Below are 16,371 nucleotides of genomic sequence, written 5' to 3'. Positions count from 1 at the left end.
GGGTTACCCGGGTGGCGGTGGATTCATGGCGACGCCGGCCAGGATCCGGGAGCTCATCGAACTCAACGTACCCGATATCTACCGCAAGGCGACGATCAATCGCGAGGTCTACACGGTCAGAGCCAATGTGGAACAAGGCAATTCGGGTGGACCACTGATCGATCTCGACGGACAGGTGATCGGCGTAGTCTTCGGCGCAGCGGTCGACGACAACGACACCGGTTTTGTGCTGACCGCCAAAGAGGTGGCCACTCAGCTGGCGCACATCGGTGACACCGCGCCGGTGCCCACCGGCCAGTGTGTCAGTTGAGGGGTGATCGGTACACCCGATCGAGGAACCGCGACAGGTGACCGTTCACCTCGTCAGGCTTTTCCTCGTGACTGAAATGTCCTGCGCCGGAGATTGATACGTAGCGACCATGCGGCGCGTAGCGCTGTGTCCGCTCGACCGGATCGTCCAGCACGTAAGGATCGGCATCGCCGTGAATGTGTAGCATCGGAATTCCGAACGGCCGGCTCATCGATCTCATGAAGCGCCGGCCTTCGTCGCGGAGCTGACTGCGCACCGCCCAACGTTGATATTCCAACGCACAATGCGCGGCCGATCTGATCTGAATCGCCTGTCGCACGTGACCGATCGACTCGGAAAAGTCATCGGAGGCAAGCCATTTAGCTCCGGCTCGGCTGCGTATCAGATGCTCGATCTCGCTACCGTTATGCCGGGTCAGCGCGCGCTCCGGCCAGATCGGCACCTGATAGCGCAGCAGTGAGGGCAGTAGCGCCCGGCCCTGATCACGACGGGTCAGCGCCGAGCGGCGCAGCGCGGCCGGGTGCGGCGAGCTGATCACCGCGATCGCGCGCACCTGACGTGCGTGCAGCACCGAGGTCGCCCAGCACACCAGCCCGCCGTCGGCGTGACCGACCAGTGTCGCCGACGTGTGCCCCAGCGCCCGGATCAGCCCGGCGGTGTCTCCGGCTAATGTCCAGCCGTCATACCCGCGGGGTGGTTTGTCGCTGCCGCCGTAGCCCCGCAAGTCCACCGCGACCACGCGGGCTCCGGTCAAGCCGCGCAACTGGTGACGCCACGACCACCAGAACGAGCCGAACCCGTGCAGCATGATCACCAGCGGCTGCGCGGTCGAAGGTGCGGCCTGGCCGTCTGGTGTCGCCTCGACGACGTGGAACCGAATGCCGTTGGCGTGCACGTCCAGATGGCGCCACGGACCGTCGATGCGTGTGACCGACGGATCTGGTGGGGCCATCTACCAACCCGAGGGGTCGGCGGGTGTCCCACCCTGCGCGGAATTGAGCGCCGGCGCCGAGGACTTGTCATGGCCCGGCGTGAGTGCCGAGCGCGTTTCCTTGACCGACTCGATGGTCTGCTGCGGGCCCCGGATGCGCCGGACCTTGAGATAGCCGAACAGTGCCAGGGCAATGGTGACCACCACCATGATCCCGAACACGATCAGGTAGGCGGCCCACCGCCAGATCCAGGTGTCGAGCAGTTCGGCCAGGAAGAAGAAGAAAAAGAAGGTCGAGTAGAACAGCACCACCAGCGCCGCGATGAAGAAGACGCTGCCGGTCAGGCCCTTCTTGACGTCGCGGGTGATCTCGGCGCGGGCCAGCTCGACCTCCGCGCGCACCAGCGTCGACATGTGCGCGGTAGCGTCCTTGACCAGCTCGCCGATCGACGGCTCGACGGACAGCGCGTGCGGGTCGGTCAACGGAATGGTGGTCAGCGTGCGCGGAACCCCGTCCGTGCGGTCGGCGTTCTTTCGATCTGACTTGCTCACAGACGGTCCTTCCGGGCTGGTGTCGTCGCGGTTCATGTTGCCATGCAGTGCGATGTCAGACGAGGCCACCGAGCCCTGCCGGACGGTTTCGACATCAACGCTGGTGGGCATTGATCACGCTAGACTGGCGCCGCCGTTTACGGCGCGCGTCCATTTTTCTCGACGGGAGAATCGCCTTGCAGACCTCGTGTCGTCGGCTGATTCGCCTTGCGACGGCATTGGTCGCGGCTTGCGCGGTCGGGTTGAGCGGGGTGCCCGCACGAGGTGACGATCGGGTCCCGCTTGGCGGCGGGTCGGGCATCATCGTCAACGGCGACAGCCTGTGCACGTTGACCACCATCGGCACCGACGCCAAGGGCGAGCTGATCGGTTTCACCTCGGCGCACTGCGGCGGCCCCGGCGCGGTGGTCGCCTCGGAGGCGGCGAAAGACCACGGAAACGTCGGCACCATGGTGGCCGGCAACGACGCCCTCGACTACGCGGTGATTCAGTTTGACCGCGCCAAGGTGGCGCCGCTTGCCAACGTCGGCGGCTTCGCGATCAACGGCATCGGACCAGATCCGGCCTTCGGCCAGGTTGCCTGCAAGCAGGGCCGCACCACCGGCAACTCGTGCGGCGTCACGTGGGGCCCGGGGCAGGATCCGGGCACCATCGTGATGCAGGTGTGCGGACGGCCGGGCGATTCGGGCGGTCCGGTCACCGTCAACGACCAGCTGGTCGGCATGATCCACGGCGCGTTCAGCGAGAATCTGCCGGCGTGTATCACGAAATACGTCCCGTTGCACACTCCGGCGGTGGTGCAGTCGATCAACGCGATATTGGCCGACCTGGCCGCCAAGAACCGTCCCGGCGTGGGATTCGCCCCGGTTCCTGGCTAGTTCTTACTGGGCTGAGATGCCCTACTCCTCCTCGGGCCGTTCCGGCCCGCATCGTCATGGCGCGGCGCGGATCGCGTCGAACACACCCGGGTCGAGCAGCGTGGAGGTGTCGCCGAGTTCGCGCTTCTCGGCGATGTCGCGCAGCAGGCGCCGCATGATCTTGCCGCTGCGGGTCTTGGGCAACTCTGGCACCACGTGCAGTTCACGCGGCCGGGCGATCGGTGAGATCACCCGGGCGACCTCTGCACGCAGCTCGTCGATGATCTCCGCGCCCGTCGTCTGCGCGTGGTCTGCCTCCAGGACAACGAAAGCGCAGATCGCCTGACCGGTGGTCTCGTCGGTCGCGCCCACCACCGCGGCCTCGGCCACGCCGGAGTGGCCGACCAACGCCGACTCCACCTCCGCGGTGGAGATGCGGTGCCCCGACACGTTCATCACGTCGTCGATGCGGCCCAGGATCCAGATCGCCCCGTCGGAGTCGTAACGTGCGCCGTCGCCGGCGAAGTACCAGCCCTGCTGGGCGAACTTCGACCAGTACGTCTCGCGGAAGCGGTCCGGGTCGCCCCAGATGCCGCGCAGCATCGACGGCCAGGGCTGATCGAGCACGAGATAGCCGCTGGTGTGCTCGCCTTCGTCGGACGACGGCAGCGAGAGCTGGTTGCCATCGTCGTCGACGATCTTGGCCGAGACGCCGGGCAGCGGCGTCATCGCCGAGCCGGGTTTGGCGGCCGCGACGCCGGGCAGCGGGGAGATCATCGCCGATCCGGTCTCGGTCTGCCACCAGGTGTCGACGATCGGGATGCTGTCACGGCCGATGACTTGGCGGTACCAGCGCCACGCCTCCGGGTTGATCGGCTCGCCGACCGTCCCCAGCAACCGCAGGCTGGACAGGTCGTGGGCGTCTGGAATTTTGCGACCCCACTTCATGAACGTCCGGATCATCGTGGGAGCCGTGTAATAGATTGTCACGCCATACTTTTCGATGATCTGAAAGTGCCGGTGCTGGTCGGGGGAGTCCGGGGTTCCCTCGTAGATGATCTGGCTGGCGCCGTTGGACAGCGGCCCATAGACGCTGTAGGTGTGGCCGGTGACCCAGCCGATGTCGGCGGTGCACCAGAACACGTCGGTTTCGGGCTTGATGTCGAAGATGTTGTGGTGGGTGTAGGAAGCCTGTGTGAGATAACCGCCGCTGGTGTGCACGATGCCTTTGGGCTTGCCGGTGGTGCCCGAGGTGTACAGCAGGAACAGCGGATGCTCGGCGTCGAACGCCTCGGCTTGGTGGTCCGGCGACGCCGAGTCGACGACGTCGTGCCACCACACGTCGCGGCCCTGGGTCCAGGGCACGTCGCCGCCGGTGCGCCGGACCACCAGGACGTGTTCGATCGTGCTGGCGTCGGTGACCGCTTGGTCGGCCGCTTCTTTCAACGGCGCGGGCTTGCCGCGGCGGAACTGTCCATCGGCGGTGATCAGCAGCTTGGCCTCGGCGTCGGCGATCCGGGCGCCCAGCGCGGTGGCGGTGAACCCGGCGAACACCACGCTGTGCAGCACGCCTAAGCGCGCACAGGCCAGCATCGCGACCACGGCTTCGGGGATCATCGGCAGATAAATCGCGACGCGGTCCCCGGCGACCAGCCCCAGGTCCGTGAGCGCGTTGGCGGCTTTGCTCACTTCGGTCTGCAGATCGCTGTAGGTCAGTGTGCGGTCGTCGCCGATCCGCTCGCCCTCCCAATGGATGGCGACCCGGCCGCCGTTACCGGCTTCGACGTGCCGGTCCACGCAGTTGTAGGTGACGTTGAGTTTGCCGTCGGTGAACCATTTGGCAAACGGCCGCGCCGACCAGTCCAGCACCTCGGAAAACGGTGTGGCCCAAGAGAGTCGATTGGCCTGCTCAGCCCAGAACGCCAGCCGGTCCTGCTCGGCCTGTTCATACAGGCCATCGCGGGCGTTGGCCTCCGCGGCGAACTCTGTTGACGGTGCATACGACGATGCCTCGGTGTGCGTCTCGGTCACGCGCACGAGCGTAGTCCGGTGACGATACGGCCGTGTGGCCGTCGAGGAACCGGACAAACGAGGCCGGGTCAGGTTGGGTTAACTTTTGAGTGGCTGCAGACAATACAGTCGCGCGGGCCCCGGAAAGGAGACCTTGAACCGCGAAAGCGAGCCGTCTCAAGCGGCGGCCGCGAAAATGTATTGGCGATCGGAGGAGGAGGCTTGCATCGGTTTCGCTTCCTCGCGGTGACCGCGATGCTGGCTGCCGCGTCGCTGACCGGCTGCGGGGTCGGCACAGTCCGTACCGATGTGGTCATCGTCAATGCGGGCGAGCCGCAGAATCCGCTGATCCCGACCAACACCAACGACTCCAACGGCGGCCGGATCGTCGACCGGCTGTTCGCCGGCTTGATGTCCTATGATGCCAAGGGCAGGCCCGCGCTGGAGGTCGCGAGCGCGATCGAGACCACCGACGACGTCAACTACCGGATCACGCTCAAGCCCGGCTGGACGTTCAGCGACGGTTCGCCGGTCACGGCGCATTCGTTCGTCGACGCTTGGAACTACGGTGCGCTGGCCACCAATGCTCAACTGCAGCAGAGCTTTTTCTCACCCATCGCCGGATTCGACGAGGTGGCCGCAGCTACGCCGACGGCGACTGCGATGTCGGGGCTACAGGTGATCAACGACCACCAGTTCACTGTTCGGCTCAAGGGGCCGACCATTGATTTCACTCTGCGACTTGGCTTTTCACCGTTCTATCCGCTGCCCGCCGCGGCGCTGAAGGATATGTCGTCGTTCGGCCAGCACCCGATAGGTAATGGCCCCTACCGACTTGCCGACGCGCCAGGCAATCCCGCCTGGCAGCACAACGTCAAACTCGACCTGATGACCAACCCCGGCTATCACGGCAACAGGATGCCGCAGAACAAGGGTTTGCGGTTCGTCTTCTACGCCAATCTCGACACCGCCTACGCTGACCTGCTGTCGAGCAATCTCGATGTGTTGGAAACGATTCCGCCAAGCGTGCTGCCCGTGTACCGCCGGGACCTCGGCGATCGCGCGGTCACCGCGCCGGCGGCGGCCAACCAGTCGCTGGACACTCCGTTGCGGCTGCCGCACTTCTCCGGTGAAGAGGGCCGGTTGCGCCGGCTCGCGCTGTCGGCTGCGGTCAACCGCGACCAGATCTGTCGCAACATCTTCTCCGGTGCACGCGCACCGGCCCGCGATTTCACCGCGAGTTCGCTACCCGGATTCGACGCCGGCATCGACGGTAACGACGCACTGAACTTCGACCCGGACCGTGCGCGACGGCTCTGGTCGCAGGCCGACGCGATCTCGAAATGGACTGGCAGATACGCGATTGCCTACAACGCGGACGGCTCGCACCAGGAGTGGGTGGACGCGATCGCCACCAGCATCAAGAACACGTTGGGCATCGACGCCGTGGGGGCGCCCCAGCCCACGTTCGCCGGCTTTCGGACTCAAATCACCAGTCGCACGATCGGCACCGCATTCCGCGCGGGGTGGCAGGGCGACTTTCCGTCGATGCTGGAGTTCTTGGAGCCGTTGTTCGTCACCGGTGCCGGCGCCGACGATGTCGGTTACTCCAACCCCCGGTTCGACGCCGCGATGGCCGACGCCGAAGCCGCTCACGACTTGCCGCAGTCGTATCGGCTCGCCAACGATGCGCAGCGAATCCTGTTGCAGGACATGCCGGTCGTACCGCTGTGGTACACGGTTGCCGTCGCCGGACACTCGCCGGCGGTCAGCCACGTCGAGCTGACCTGGAACGGGCTGCCCGACTACGAAGACATCGTGAAGGCCTGAGATGGTCTGGTACATCACCCGGCGCACCGCGGCGATGATCCCAGTTTTTCTGGGCGCCACGCTGCTGATCTACGGCATGGTCTTCCTGCTGCCCGGCGACCCGATCGCGGCCCTGGGCGGCGATCGCCCGCTGAGCCCGGCGGTGGCCGCACAGCTGCGCGCGCAATATCACCTCAACGATCCGTTCTTGCTGCAGTACCTGCATTACCTTGGTGGTATTGCGCACGGCGACCTGGGCCGTGCCTACTCTGGACTACCGGTCAGTACCGTTCTGGCGCAGGCATTTCCGGTGACCTTCAAGTTGGCGTTGATCGCGCTTGCGGTGGAGGCGCTGTTCGGTGTCGGGTTCGGCGTGATCGCCGGGCTGCGTCAGGGCGGGCTGTTCGACGGCGCCGTGCTGATCGTCAGCCTGATCATCATCGCGGTCCCGATCTTCGTGTTGGGCTTTCTCGCGCAGTTCGTCTTCGGGGTTCGGCTGGGTATAGCGGCGGTGACGGTCGGTGATCAGCCGACGTTCGCCCGGCTGCTGCTGCCCGGGATCGTACTGGGCTCAGCATCTTTCGCCTATGTAGTTCGGTTGACCCGATCGGCGGTGGCCGACAACGCACACGCCGACTATGTGCGCACCGCAACGGCCAAGGGCTTGTCGAGGTCGCGGGTGGTGACGGTGCACATCCTGCGCAATTCGCTGATCCCGGTGGTGACGTTCCTCGGCGCCGACCTGGGGGCCCTGATGGGCGGGGCGATCGTCACCGAAGGCATCTTCAATGTCCACGGCGTCGGCGGTGTGCTCTATCAGGCCGTCACGCGTCAGGAAGCGCCGACCGTGGTGTCGATCGTGACGGTGCTCGTGGTCGTTTACCTCGTCACCAACCTGGCCGTGGACCTGCTGTACGCGGCACTTGACCCCAGGATTCGCTATGGCTGAAACCGTTGTCAGCGTGGGATTTTGGGCAGACGTGTGGCGGGGACTGCGTCGTCGGCCAAAGTTCATCGTCAGCGCTGCGCTGATCGCGCTGGTGATCGTCGTCGCGGTGTTTCCGTCGTTATTCACCGTCGCCGATCCCGGTTACGCGAATCCGGACCAGAGTCTGCTGGCTCCCTCGGCCGCGCATTGGTTCGGCACCGACCTGCAGGGTCACGATATCTATGCGCGCACCATGTACGGCGCACGCGCCTCGATCACCGTTGGTTTGGGCGCCACCGTGCTGGTGTTTCTGGTCGGCGGGGCGCTTGGAGCGCTGGCCGGCTTCTACGGCGGGTGGGTCGACGCGGTGGTGTCCCGGATCGCCGACGTGTTCTTCGGTATCCCGCTGCTGCTGGCCGCGATTGTCCTGATGCAGGTCATGCATCACCGCACGGTCTGGACGGTGATCGTCATCCTGGCGCTGTTCGGTTGGCCGCAGATCGCCCGGATCGCGCGCGGGGCCGTTCTCTCGGTCCGCGGTAGCGACTACGTGCTGGCAGCGAGAGCGCTGGGGTTGAGCAGATTTGGAATATTGGTCCGCCACGTCGTGCCCAATGCGATCGGTCCGGTCATCGCGATGTCCACGATCGCGCTCGGCTTGTTCATCGTCACCGAGGCCACGCTGTCCTACCTGGGGGTGGGGTTGCCGCCGTCGGTGGTGTCGTGGGGCGGCGACATCAACGTCGACCAGATCCGGCTGCGCGCCGGTTCGCCGATTTTGTTCTACCCCGCTGGTGCGCTGGCGTTGACGGTGCTGGCTTTCATGATCATGGGCGACGTGTTGCGCGACGCTCTGGACCCGACGTCGCGGGCGCGGCCGCTATGACGCGCGCCGGCGACGATGCAGAGCGCAGCGATGAGGTGGGGGCACCTCCCGCTTGCGGGGGAGAGCGGCGCAGATGAGCACAGCTGGGTCGCCGCTGTTGAGTGTCGCCGGCCTCGAGGTCAGCTTCGGCGACGATGTTCCGGCGGTTCGGGGTGTCGATCTCGAGGTGCGGGCCGGTCAGACGGTGGCGATCGTCGGCGAGTCAGGCTCCGGCAAGTCGACCACCGCCACGGCGATTCTGGGTCTGCTTTCGCCCGGTGGGCGAATCACCGCCGGCCGCATAACCTTTGACAGCGTCGACCTCACCGCCGCCGACCAGCGACAGCTCCGGTCCGTCCGGGGCGCCGGCATCGGTTACGTGCCGCAGGACCCGATGGCCAACCTGAACCCGGTTTGGAAGGTCGGCTTTCAGGTACGAGAAGCATTGCGCGCAAACGGTATCAAGCCGTCTGGGCAGCAGGCGATCCAACTGCTCGCCGACGCGGGGATGCCAGAACCGGGGTTGCGGTCCGGGCAGTACCCCCATCAACTCTCCGGCGGCATGTGCCAGCGTGCACTGATCGCCATCGGGCTGGCCGGCCGGCCTCGGCTGCTGATCGCCGACGAGCCGACCTCGGCATTGGATGTCACCGTGCAACGCCAGGTGCTCGATCACCTCCAGCATCTCGCGGGCGAGCTGGGCACCGCGGTGCTGCTGATCACCCATGACCTTGCCCTGGCCGCCGAACGAGCCGAACGCCTGATCGTGATGTACCAGGGCTCAATAGTGGAAACCGGTTCGGCGCAAGCGATTCTGGATGATCCACAGCATCCGTACACCCAGCGGCTGGTGGCGGCCGCGCCGTCGTTGCACGGCCCCCAGATCGTGCGGCACGCCACCCCCGATGCGCCGGATGTGATCGTCGCTTCCAGGTTGACCAAGGTCTACCGACCATCCGGCGGGGCGCCGTGGCGCAAGGCAGAGGTGCGTGCCGTTGACGACGTGTCGTTTCGGTTGCGGCGGGCCAGCACGCTGGCGATCGCTGGTGAATCCGGCTCCGGGAAATCGACACTGGCCCGGATGGTGCTCGGTCTGCTTCAACCCAGCTCGGGCACAGTCGTTTTCGACGGCATCGATGTAACCGATGCCGCATCGATGAGCCGCCGCGAGACGCTGGCGTTTCGCCGTAGAGTGCAACCGGTGTTCCAGAATCCCTACGGCAGCCTGGATCCGATGTACTCGGTTGCGCACATCATCTCCGAACCATTGCGCATCCATCGGATTGGCGATCGCCGACAGCGTCAGCAGGCCGTCCGCGAGCTCGCCGAGCAGGTCGCGCTGCCGTTGTCGCTGCTGACCCGCCGCCCCCGTGAACTGTCCGGCGGTCAACGTCAACGGGTGGCGATCGCGCGTGCACTGGCGCTGCGGCCCGAGGTGCTGGTGTGCGACGAGGCGGTGTCCGCGCTCGACGTGCTGGTGCAAGCGCAGATCCTGGAATTGCTCACCGAGTTGCAGGCGGCTCTCGGCCTGACGTACCTGTTCATCAGCCACGACCTTGCGGTGATTCGGCAGATCGCCGACGAGGTCATGGTGATGCGCGCGGGCCGGGTGGTCGAGCACGCGTCGACCGCGGATGTGTTCAGCTCGCCGAGCGACGAGTACACCCGGCAACTACTGGCCGCGATCCCTGGTGGCCGGGCTGGCTATCCTGACAGCTCGTGAGTGCTGATCCGCTGGCTCCGCTGATGGAGCTGCCCGGTGTCGCCGCGGCCAGCGACCAGGCCCGTGAGGCGCTCGGCCGGGCGCATCGCCACCGCGCCAACCTGCGACGCTGGCCGGTGACCGCCGCCGAGGCGGCGCTGCGGTCGGCACGGGCCTCGGCGGTGCTGGACGGTGGCGGCCGCAAGCTCGACGACCAAATCGACGTCTCGGTGATGGAAGACCCGGTCTTCGCCGGAGCCCTGCGCGTCGCGCAGGCGCTGGAGGGTGGCGAGACCAACCTGGTCGGCGTGTGGCAGCGCGCGCCGCTGCAGGCGCTGGCGCGACTGCACATGCTGGCCGCCGCCGATCGGGTCGACGAGAGCCGGCTGGGCCGGCCGCGCGCCGATGCCGACGTCGGACCCCGGTTGGAGTTGCTCGCCGAGATCGTCACTGGCGGCACCCGCGCACCGGCGCCGGTGATCGCCGCGGTCGCGCACGGCGAATTGCTGACCCTGGCTCCGTTCGGCACCGCGGACGGCGTGGTGGCGCGCGCGGTGTCGCGACTGGTGACGATCGCGACGGGTCTCGACCCGCACGGGCTCGGCGTACCGGAGGTCGGGTGGATGCGTCGGGCCGCCGACTACCGTGACGCGGCGCGCGGCTTCGCGCAGGGAACACCCGACGGCATGACCGCCTGGCTGGTGTTGTCGTGCCGGGCCATGCGTTCCGGCGCGCAGGAGGCGCTGTCGATTGCTGAGACGCTGGCCGAACGGCCGGCGGCAGGCGCTTCAGACGAATAAAGCGGGCGGCGTACCGAAGGATTCGGCTCGCCGCCCGCTAGCACGGGTCTCGGTTACCATGCGTGCATCTGTGGGTTGCGTGGGGTGGCCTCGGCGATCTCGCGACGCTCCCGGCTGCAGCCCCACCCAAAGGGCCGTCCAAACCGTTCACTCTTCGCAATTACGCAGGCCCGCAACACTTCTGCCATTATCGCGGCTATGACTCCGCGTGGGTGCCGGGAACCGTGCTGGGTTGCCCTGTTCGGGAGACAGGCCCTTCTCTTCTGGACCGATCTTGGCCGCACCGGGCTTCCGTGAATCCTTTGTACTACGTGACCCCGGTCACAGCAAGAGTCAATTGTTGTTAAAAAGCTGAAGTGATGCCGACCCGTGACATCGCAAGTTTGCTGAAAGCTCCGGCTACAGCGACAGCCGGCGCAGCAGCGAGTAGGTCAGCGCTCCAGCGGCCAGCGCGCTGATTCCTACTGCGGCCGTGGTGGCGACGGCAGCGCCGGACGGCGCGGGGATGCGGTCGCGCAGCGAGACCGGGCGGGAGAACTCCAGCACCGGCCAGTCGCGGGCGGTTGCTTCCCGCCGCAGGGCGCGGTCGGGATTGACCACGCTCGGGTGGCCGACCACCTCGAGCATCGGCATATCGGTGATGGAATCGGAGTACGCGTAGCAGTGCTCGAGCGGATAGCCCTCGCGCGCCGCCAGCTCGCGGATCGCCTGCACCTTGCCTTCGCCGTAGCAGTAGAACCCGATCTCGCCGGTGTACTTGCCGTCCTCGACGACCATGCGGGTCGCCATCGCGTGGGTGGCTCCCAGCGCGCGGGCGATCGGCGCGACCAACTCCTCACCGGATGCCGACACCACCACGACGTCGCGCCCGCACAGCTTGTGGCTGGCGATCAGGTCGGCGGCCTCGGCGAACACCAGCGGCGTGACGATGTCGTGCAGCGTCTCGTTGACGATCGACTTGATCTGCTCGACGTCCCAGCCGGTGCACATGTTGGTCAGATGGATCCGCATCCGATCCATCTGGTCGTGGTCGGCGCCGGAGAGCAGGAACAAGAACTGGGCGTAACTGGACTTCAGAACGGCACGGCGGTTGATCAAACCCTGGGCGAAAAAGGGTTTGCTGAACGCCAGCGTGCTGGATTTGGCGATGATCGTCTTGTCGAGATCGAAAAAAGCTGCCGTGCGCGGACCGGGGCTGGCGGGCGTCGATGATGTTTGCTGGTCAGCGGCCGAGTCGGGAGCGGGCACCGCACCAGCATAGGGCGGTCCGTCGGCAAATCGCGACGCTGCCGGCAAAACCGCCGGTCAGGCACAGTCCAACCCCCCGTGCCTGCCAAAATCGTGTTGGTTCAGCTACTTAAAGGTTGTATTCATCTTTCGCAAGCAACCCTTGCACTGCGTCACACTGTCATGTGTATAGTAAGGATCACTCGGCTTAGCCGAGGGTGTATCAGCCCGACCCCCCGGGGCTGATACACGACGACCCTCGCCTCCTCCCCCCCTGGCGGGGGTCGTCCCTTTTCTCGGGTAAGTCCTTAGCTCGGCCGCAGTCGGTCGTTTGTGCACAGACCCGATGTTGTCCACAAATCCTGCCGCGCGACTGGCGATAACTGGCCGTGAATCGGCACGGTGGGACGATGACGATCACGGACGTCCGCGGGATTCTGGCTGTACTTGCCGAGCCCGCACTGCGCGACGAGCTGGACCGGGTTGCTGCCGCCGTCGGAGTGCGAGTTGTCCACGCCGGCAACGCATTACCGGTGAGCAGGAAAGCGTGGTCGGCGGCGTCGGCGGTTGTCCTTGACGAGGCCTCGGCACAGGGGTGTTCGGTGACCGGATTACCACGCCGTGCGCACGTGATCGTGGTGACGGGCGACGGCCCGGCACCGGCGACCTGGGCTGCCGCCATCGACGTCGGCGCCGCACACGTGCTGAAACTACCTGCGCAAGAACATGATCTGGTTCGCGAGCTCGCGGATGCCGGTGAAACTGCACGCGACGACGGCGCTCGCGGCGCGGTGGTGGCGGTGATCGGCGGGTGCGGCGGCGCGGGCGCTTCACTGTTAGCGGTGGCGCTGGCGCAGACCGCTGGCGATGCACTTCTGGTCGACGTGGATCCCTGGGCCGGCGGCATCGATCTGCTGGTCGGCGCCGAAACTGCTCCCGGTGTGCGCTGGCCAGATCTGGCGCTCGAAGGCGGACGGCTGGCCTGGTCCGCGGTGCGCGACGCATTACCGCGACACCGTGGGATAAGCATGCTGTCGGGTACCCGGCGTGGCCGCGAATTGGATTCCGCCGCAGTGCAAGCGGTTCTCGACGCCGGCCGACGCGGCGGAGCGACTGTGGTCTGCGACCTCCCGCGCCGGCTGACCGATGCTGTTGAGATTGCCTTGGATACAGCAGATCTCGTCGTGGTGGTCACTCCATGCGACGTGCGGGCATGTGCAGCCACCGCGACGATCGTCCCAGTGCTGGCCGGTATCAACCCCAGTATCGGGCTGGTCGTACGGGGCCCGTCGCCGGGCGGCCTGCGGGCCGACGAGGTGGCTGATATCGCGACGGTTCCGCTGTTGACGGCGATGAAACCCGAGCCGGGGCTGCCGGAGCAGCTCGAGCACGGGGGCTTGCGGCTAGGCCGTCGCTCGGTGCTGGCGGCAGCGGCTCGCCGCGTCCTCGCCGTGCTGCCGGTGCATCCGGATGCTGAGGGCCGCGCCGCATGACGGGCTCACTCATCGATCGGGTACGCGAACGGCTGGCGACCGAATCCGCGCCGCTGAGACCCAAGGTGGTGGCCGATGCGATCAGGGCCGAATCCGGCGGGGTACTCGGCGACACCGAACTGCTGAGCAACCTTCGGCTGCTGCAAACCGAACTGACCGGCGCGGGAATTCTCGAACCACTGTTGTGCGCCGACGGTACGACCGATGTGCTGGTCAGTGCGCCAGACGCGGTCTGGGTTGACGACGGAAACAGGTTGCGGCGCACTGATATTCGATTTGCTGACGAAGCTGCCGTGCGGCGATTGGCGCAGCGGCTGGCGCTGGCGGCAGGCCGGCGGCTCGACGACGCGCAACCATGGGTGGACGGCCAGTTGACCGGATTAGGCACCGGTGGCTTCGCGGTCCGGCTGCACGCCGTCCTGCCGCCGGTCGCCGTGGCCGGCACGTGCCTGTCGCTGCGTGTGCTGCGGCCGGCCACCCAGGATCTGGCCGCGTTGATCGCCGCCGGCGCCATCGCACCCGCAGCCGCGGAACTGATCGACGGCATCGTCGCGGCCCGGCTGGCGTTCCTGGTGTCGGGCGGTACCGGCGCGGGCAAGACCACACTGCTGTCGGCGATGCTGAACGCGGTGGCGCCCGACGAGCGGATCGTCTGTGTCGAAGATGCCGCCGAGTTGGCGCCACCGCACCCGCATCTGGTCAAGCTGGTGGCGCGATGCGCCAATGTCGAGGGCGTCGGCGAGGTCACGGTGCGCCAACTGGTCCGCCAGGCGCTCCGGATGCGGCCGGATCGCATCGTGGTCGGCGAGGTCCGCGGCGCCGAAGTGGTCGATCTGCTCGCTGCGCTGAACACCGGCCATGACGGTGGCGCGGGCACGGTGCATGCCAACAATCCCAGCGAAGTCCCGGCACGATTGGAAGCGCTGGGCGTGCTGGGTGGTCTGGATCGCGTTGCGCTGCATAGCCAATTGGCCGCCGCGGTTCAGGTGCTGTTGCACGTCGCCCGTGATCGCACCGGACGCCGACGCCTCAACGAGATCGCCGTGCTGAGCGAAATCGATAGTCGGGTGCGGGCGGTCACGGTGTGGCATGTCGATCGCGGGCCGACCGACGAGGTCGGCCAATTGCACCGGCTGCTACAGGGTCGGACGCCGTCATGACCGGGCCGGCTGCCGCCGCGTTTGCGTTATCGGTTGCGGTGGTGGTACTTCCGTCGTCCCCGCGCCGACGGCTGGCGCGTGGCGGCCGGGGTCGAAGGCCGTTTCCGGCGCACGCTGCCGCTTGGCTGACTGTGTGTGCGCTAGCTGTTAGTGCCGTATTACTGCCGTTGACAACAGTTTTCGCGGTAGCGATAGTCGCCGGAACGATGTCGCTGCGCTACCGCCGGCGAAGCTGTGCCGGCCGGGGGATAGCTGAGAGCCGCGAACTGGAGACCGCGATCGACGTTCTGGTCGGTGAACTGCGGGTCGGCGCCCACCCCGCCGCCGCCTTTGCCGTGGCGGCTGAGGAAACATCCGGGCCGGTCTCCGGCGCGTGTCGTGCGGTGGCAGCGCGCGCCAGGTTAGGCGCCGACGTGACCGCGGGCTTGCGCGGCGTGGCCACCGCCTCGGCGCTGCCGACGCAGTGGGAGCGGCTCGCGGTGTGCTGGCAATTGGCCGCCGATCACGGCCTGGCGATGTCGGCCTTGATGCACGCGGCGCAGCGCGATATTGCTGAGCGACAACGGTTCTCAGGACAGGTGCGGTCCGGGATGGCGGGCGCTCGTGCGACGGCCGCCATCCTCGCGGGCCTGCCGGTGCTGTCGGCGTTGATGGGCGAGCTCATCGGAGCCCGCCCGGTGGCGTTCCTGCTTGGCGGGCGTCTGGGCGGTGTGTTGCTGGTCATCGGGTTGGTGCTGGTCTGCGGTGGATTGTTGTGGGCGGATCACATCACCGATCGGGCGGCGGCGTGATGAGCCCAACTGTGGCGATGCTGCTGGCCGCGGCGCTGCTGAGCGACGCTCGGCCGTCGAGCGTGCGGGCCCGTGCCGGGATGGCGGGCCGCACACCGCGAGCGTCGCGTCGTCCGGTGCGAGGCCCTGATCCGTTGGCCGTCGCGTCGAGTCTGGATGTGCTGGCCGTGTGTCTGGCGGCGGGTATGGCGGTGTCGACTGCTGCGGCCGCGACGGCGCCGTCAGCGCCCCCGCTGCTGGCTCGGGTGCTGCGTCGCGCGGCCGATCTGCTGGCGCTCGGAGCCGACCCGGCGGTCGCCTGGACCGCTCCAACCGGTCAATCGGTCGACTCGCAGATCGATGCGTTGTTGCGGCTGGCGCGCCGGTCCTCGGTGTCGGGCGTGGCGCTGGCCGAAGCGGTCGCGGCGCTCGCCGTGCAATGCCGACAGGACGCCGCGCACACCGCAGCTGCGGCCGCCGAGCGCGCCGGGGTCTTGATCGCCGGTCCGCTCGGCCTGTGTTTCCTGCCGGCGTTCGTGTGCCTGGGCATCATCCCGGTGGTCGCAGGGCTGGCCGGTGACGTACTGCAGTCAGGCTTGTTGTGACGGCGCCCGAGGGTGTCGCCGGGGATAACCGAGGAAGGAAATATGAAGGCAGCAAACACTTTCCACGTATTCAAAGCGCGTGTCGCGGTGTTGGCGACGGACGAGTCAGGGATGTCCACGGTGGAATACGCAATCGGCACTATCGCGGCCGCGGCCTTCGCGGCGGTCCTCTACGCGGTCGTGACCGGCGACTCGATCGTCACGGCGCTGACCAACATCATCGCCCGGGCGCTGAACACCAAGGCATAGCCGATGATGCCGGCGCGGCCACGGTGGAGGCGGCGTTCGGCGTCGCCATTCTGGTTTTGGTGCTCGTGCTGTGCCTGGCCGGAATCGCAGCGGTGTCGATGCA

General features: G+C 67.0%; 15 protein-coding genes and 2 pseudogenes. 13 read left to right on the top strand and 4 right to left on the bottom strand.

The annotated features are described in order from the left end of the window. Window positions 1-310: pseudogene (gene marP, locus WAO18_RS10020) on the top strand (acid resistance serine protease MarP); the annotation flags it as partial. On the opposite strand, the gene WAO18_RS10015 reads toward marP, so the two are convergent. Both WAO18_RS10015 and WAO18_RS10010 read right to left on the bottom strand, forming a co-directional pair. Further along, window positions 303-1,262: an alpha/beta fold hydrolase gene (locus WAO18_RS10015; protein ID WP_422206001.1), complete on the bottom strand. Its 960-nt coding sequence runs from the start codon at window positions 1,260-1,262 to the stop codon at window positions 303-305. The pseudogene marP and the gene WAO18_RS10015 overlap by 8 nt on opposite strands. Then, on the bottom strand, window positions 1,263-1,793 hold the full coding sequence (locus tag WAO18_RS10010) for a phage holin family protein (RefSeq protein WP_422206005.1): 531 nt from the start codon (window positions 1,791-1,793) through the stop codon (window positions 1,263-1,265). It lies immediately after the preceding gene. A 176-nt stretch (window positions 1,794-1,969) separates the two neighbouring features. Between WAO18_RS10010 and WAO18_RS10005 the strand changes: the two genes are divergently transcribed. After that, window positions 1,970-2,671: a serine protease gene (locus tag WAO18_RS10005; RefSeq protein WP_422205999.1), complete on the top strand. Its 702-nt coding sequence runs from the start codon at window positions 1,970-1,972 to the stop codon at window positions 2,669-2,671. Window positions 2,672-2,725: 54 nt separating this feature from the next. Here WAO18_RS10005 and acs read toward each other — a convergent pair whose 3' ends face one another. Further along, a complete protein-coding gene (acs, locus tag WAO18_RS10000; protein WP_422205997.1) occupies window positions 2,726-4,681 on the bottom strand; it encodes an acetate--CoA ligase in 1,956 nt (651 codons plus the stop codon). A gap of 234 nt (window positions 4,682-4,915) precedes the next feature. On the opposite strand from acs, the gene WAO18_RS09995 reads away from it, so the two are divergent. The 5 genes from WAO18_RS09995 to WAO18_RS09975 all read left to right on the top strand — a co-directional run bounded on the left by WAO18_RS09995 (window position 4,916) and on the right by WAO18_RS09975 (window position 10,764). Further along, window positions 4,916-6,490, top strand: a complete 1,575-nt coding sequence (locus tag WAO18_RS09995; protein ID WP_422206003.1) for a peptide ABC transporter substrate-binding protein — start codon at window positions 4,916-4,918, stop codon at window positions 6,488-6,490. Between the two features lies 1 nt (window position 6,491). Next, window positions 6,492-7,418, top strand: a complete 927-nt coding sequence (locus tag WAO18_RS09990; RefSeq protein ID WP_422205996.1) for an ABC transporter permease — start codon at window positions 6,492-6,494, stop codon at window positions 7,416-7,418. After that, window positions 7,411-8,283, top strand: a complete 873-nt coding sequence (locus WAO18_RS09985) for an ABC transporter permease (protein WP_422205994.1) — start codon at window positions 7,411-7,413, stop codon at window positions 8,281-8,283. Before WAO18_RS09990 ends, WAO18_RS09985 begins: the two co-directional genes overlap by 8 nt. Window positions 8,284-8,356: 73 nt before the next feature. After that, window positions 8,357-9,985: a dipeptide ABC transporter ATP-binding protein gene (locus tag WAO18_RS09980; protein WP_422205992.1), complete on the top strand. Its 1,629-nt coding sequence runs from the start codon at window positions 8,357-8,359 to the stop codon at window positions 9,983-9,985. Then, complete coding sequence (locus tag WAO18_RS09975) at window positions 9,982-10,764, top strand: oxidoreductase (RefSeq protein WP_422205990.1); 783 nt, start codon at window positions 9,982-9,984, stop codon at window positions 10,762-10,764. The genes WAO18_RS09980 and WAO18_RS09975 overlap by 4 nt, the downstream gene beginning before the upstream one ends. A gap of 399 nt (window positions 10,765-11,163) precedes the next feature. Here the strand turns inward: WAO18_RS09975 and WAO18_RS09970 are convergent, their stop codons facing one another. After that, window positions 11,164-12,012, bottom strand: coding sequence for an HAD-IB family hydrolase (locus WAO18_RS09970; RefSeq protein ID WP_422205989.1), 849 nt, complete (start codon window positions 12,010-12,012; stop codon window positions 11,164-11,166). 389 nt (window positions 12,013-12,401) lie between these two features. Here WAO18_RS09970 and ssd point away from each other — a divergent pair, with 389 nt between their 5' ends. The 6 genes and pseudogenes from ssd to WAO18_RS09940 form a co-directional block, all read left to right on the top strand. Further along, window positions 12,402-13,484: a septum site-determining protein Ssd gene (gene ssd / locus WAO18_RS09965; RefSeq protein WP_422205987.1), complete on the top strand. Its 1,083-nt coding sequence runs from the start codon at window positions 12,402-12,404 to the stop codon at window positions 13,482-13,484. Beyond that, on the top strand, window positions 13,481-14,644 hold the full coding sequence (locus tag WAO18_RS09960) for a TadA family conjugal transfer-associated ATPase (protein ID WP_422205985.1): 1,164 nt from the start codon (window positions 13,481-13,483) through the stop codon (window positions 14,642-14,644). The genes ssd and WAO18_RS09960 overlap by 4 nt, the downstream gene beginning before the upstream one ends. After that, window positions 14,641-15,435 carry a type II secretion system F family protein gene (locus WAO18_RS09955; protein ID WP_422205983.1) on the top strand — a complete coding sequence of 265 codons (795 nt, stop codon included), beginning with the start codon at window positions 14,641-14,643 and terminating at the stop codon, window positions 15,433-15,435. Before WAO18_RS09960 ends, WAO18_RS09955 begins: the two co-directional genes overlap by 4 nt. Beyond that, window positions 15,435-16,019 (top strand): type II secretion system F family protein, encoded by a 585-nt coding sequence (locus WAO18_RS09950; RefSeq protein ID WP_422205982.1) that lies wholly within the window; start codon window positions 15,435-15,437, stop codon window positions 16,017-16,019. The genes WAO18_RS09955 and WAO18_RS09950 overlap by 1 nt, the downstream gene beginning before the upstream one ends. A gap of 42 nt (window positions 16,020-16,061) precedes the next feature. Then, window positions 16,062-16,268 carry a DUF4244 domain-containing protein gene (locus WAO18_RS09945; RefSeq protein WP_422205981.1) on the top strand — a complete coding sequence of 69 codons (207 nt, stop codon included), beginning with the start codon at window positions 16,062-16,064 and terminating at the stop codon, window positions 16,266-16,268. A 23-nt stretch (window positions 16,269-16,291) separates the two neighbouring features. Continuing rightward, window positions 16,292-16,371, top strand: a pseudogene (locus WAO18_RS09940) (hypothetical protein); the annotation flags it as partial.

The sequence above is a fragment of the Mycobacterium sp. genome, assembly GCF_049278535.1.
Taxonomy (GTDB): domain Bacteria; phylum Actinomycetota; class Actinomycetes; order Mycobacteriales; family Mycobacteriaceae; genus Mycobacterium.
The sequence above is the reverse complement of the archived record's forward strand: the minus strand, read 5'-3'. Positions and strand labels throughout refer to the sequence as shown.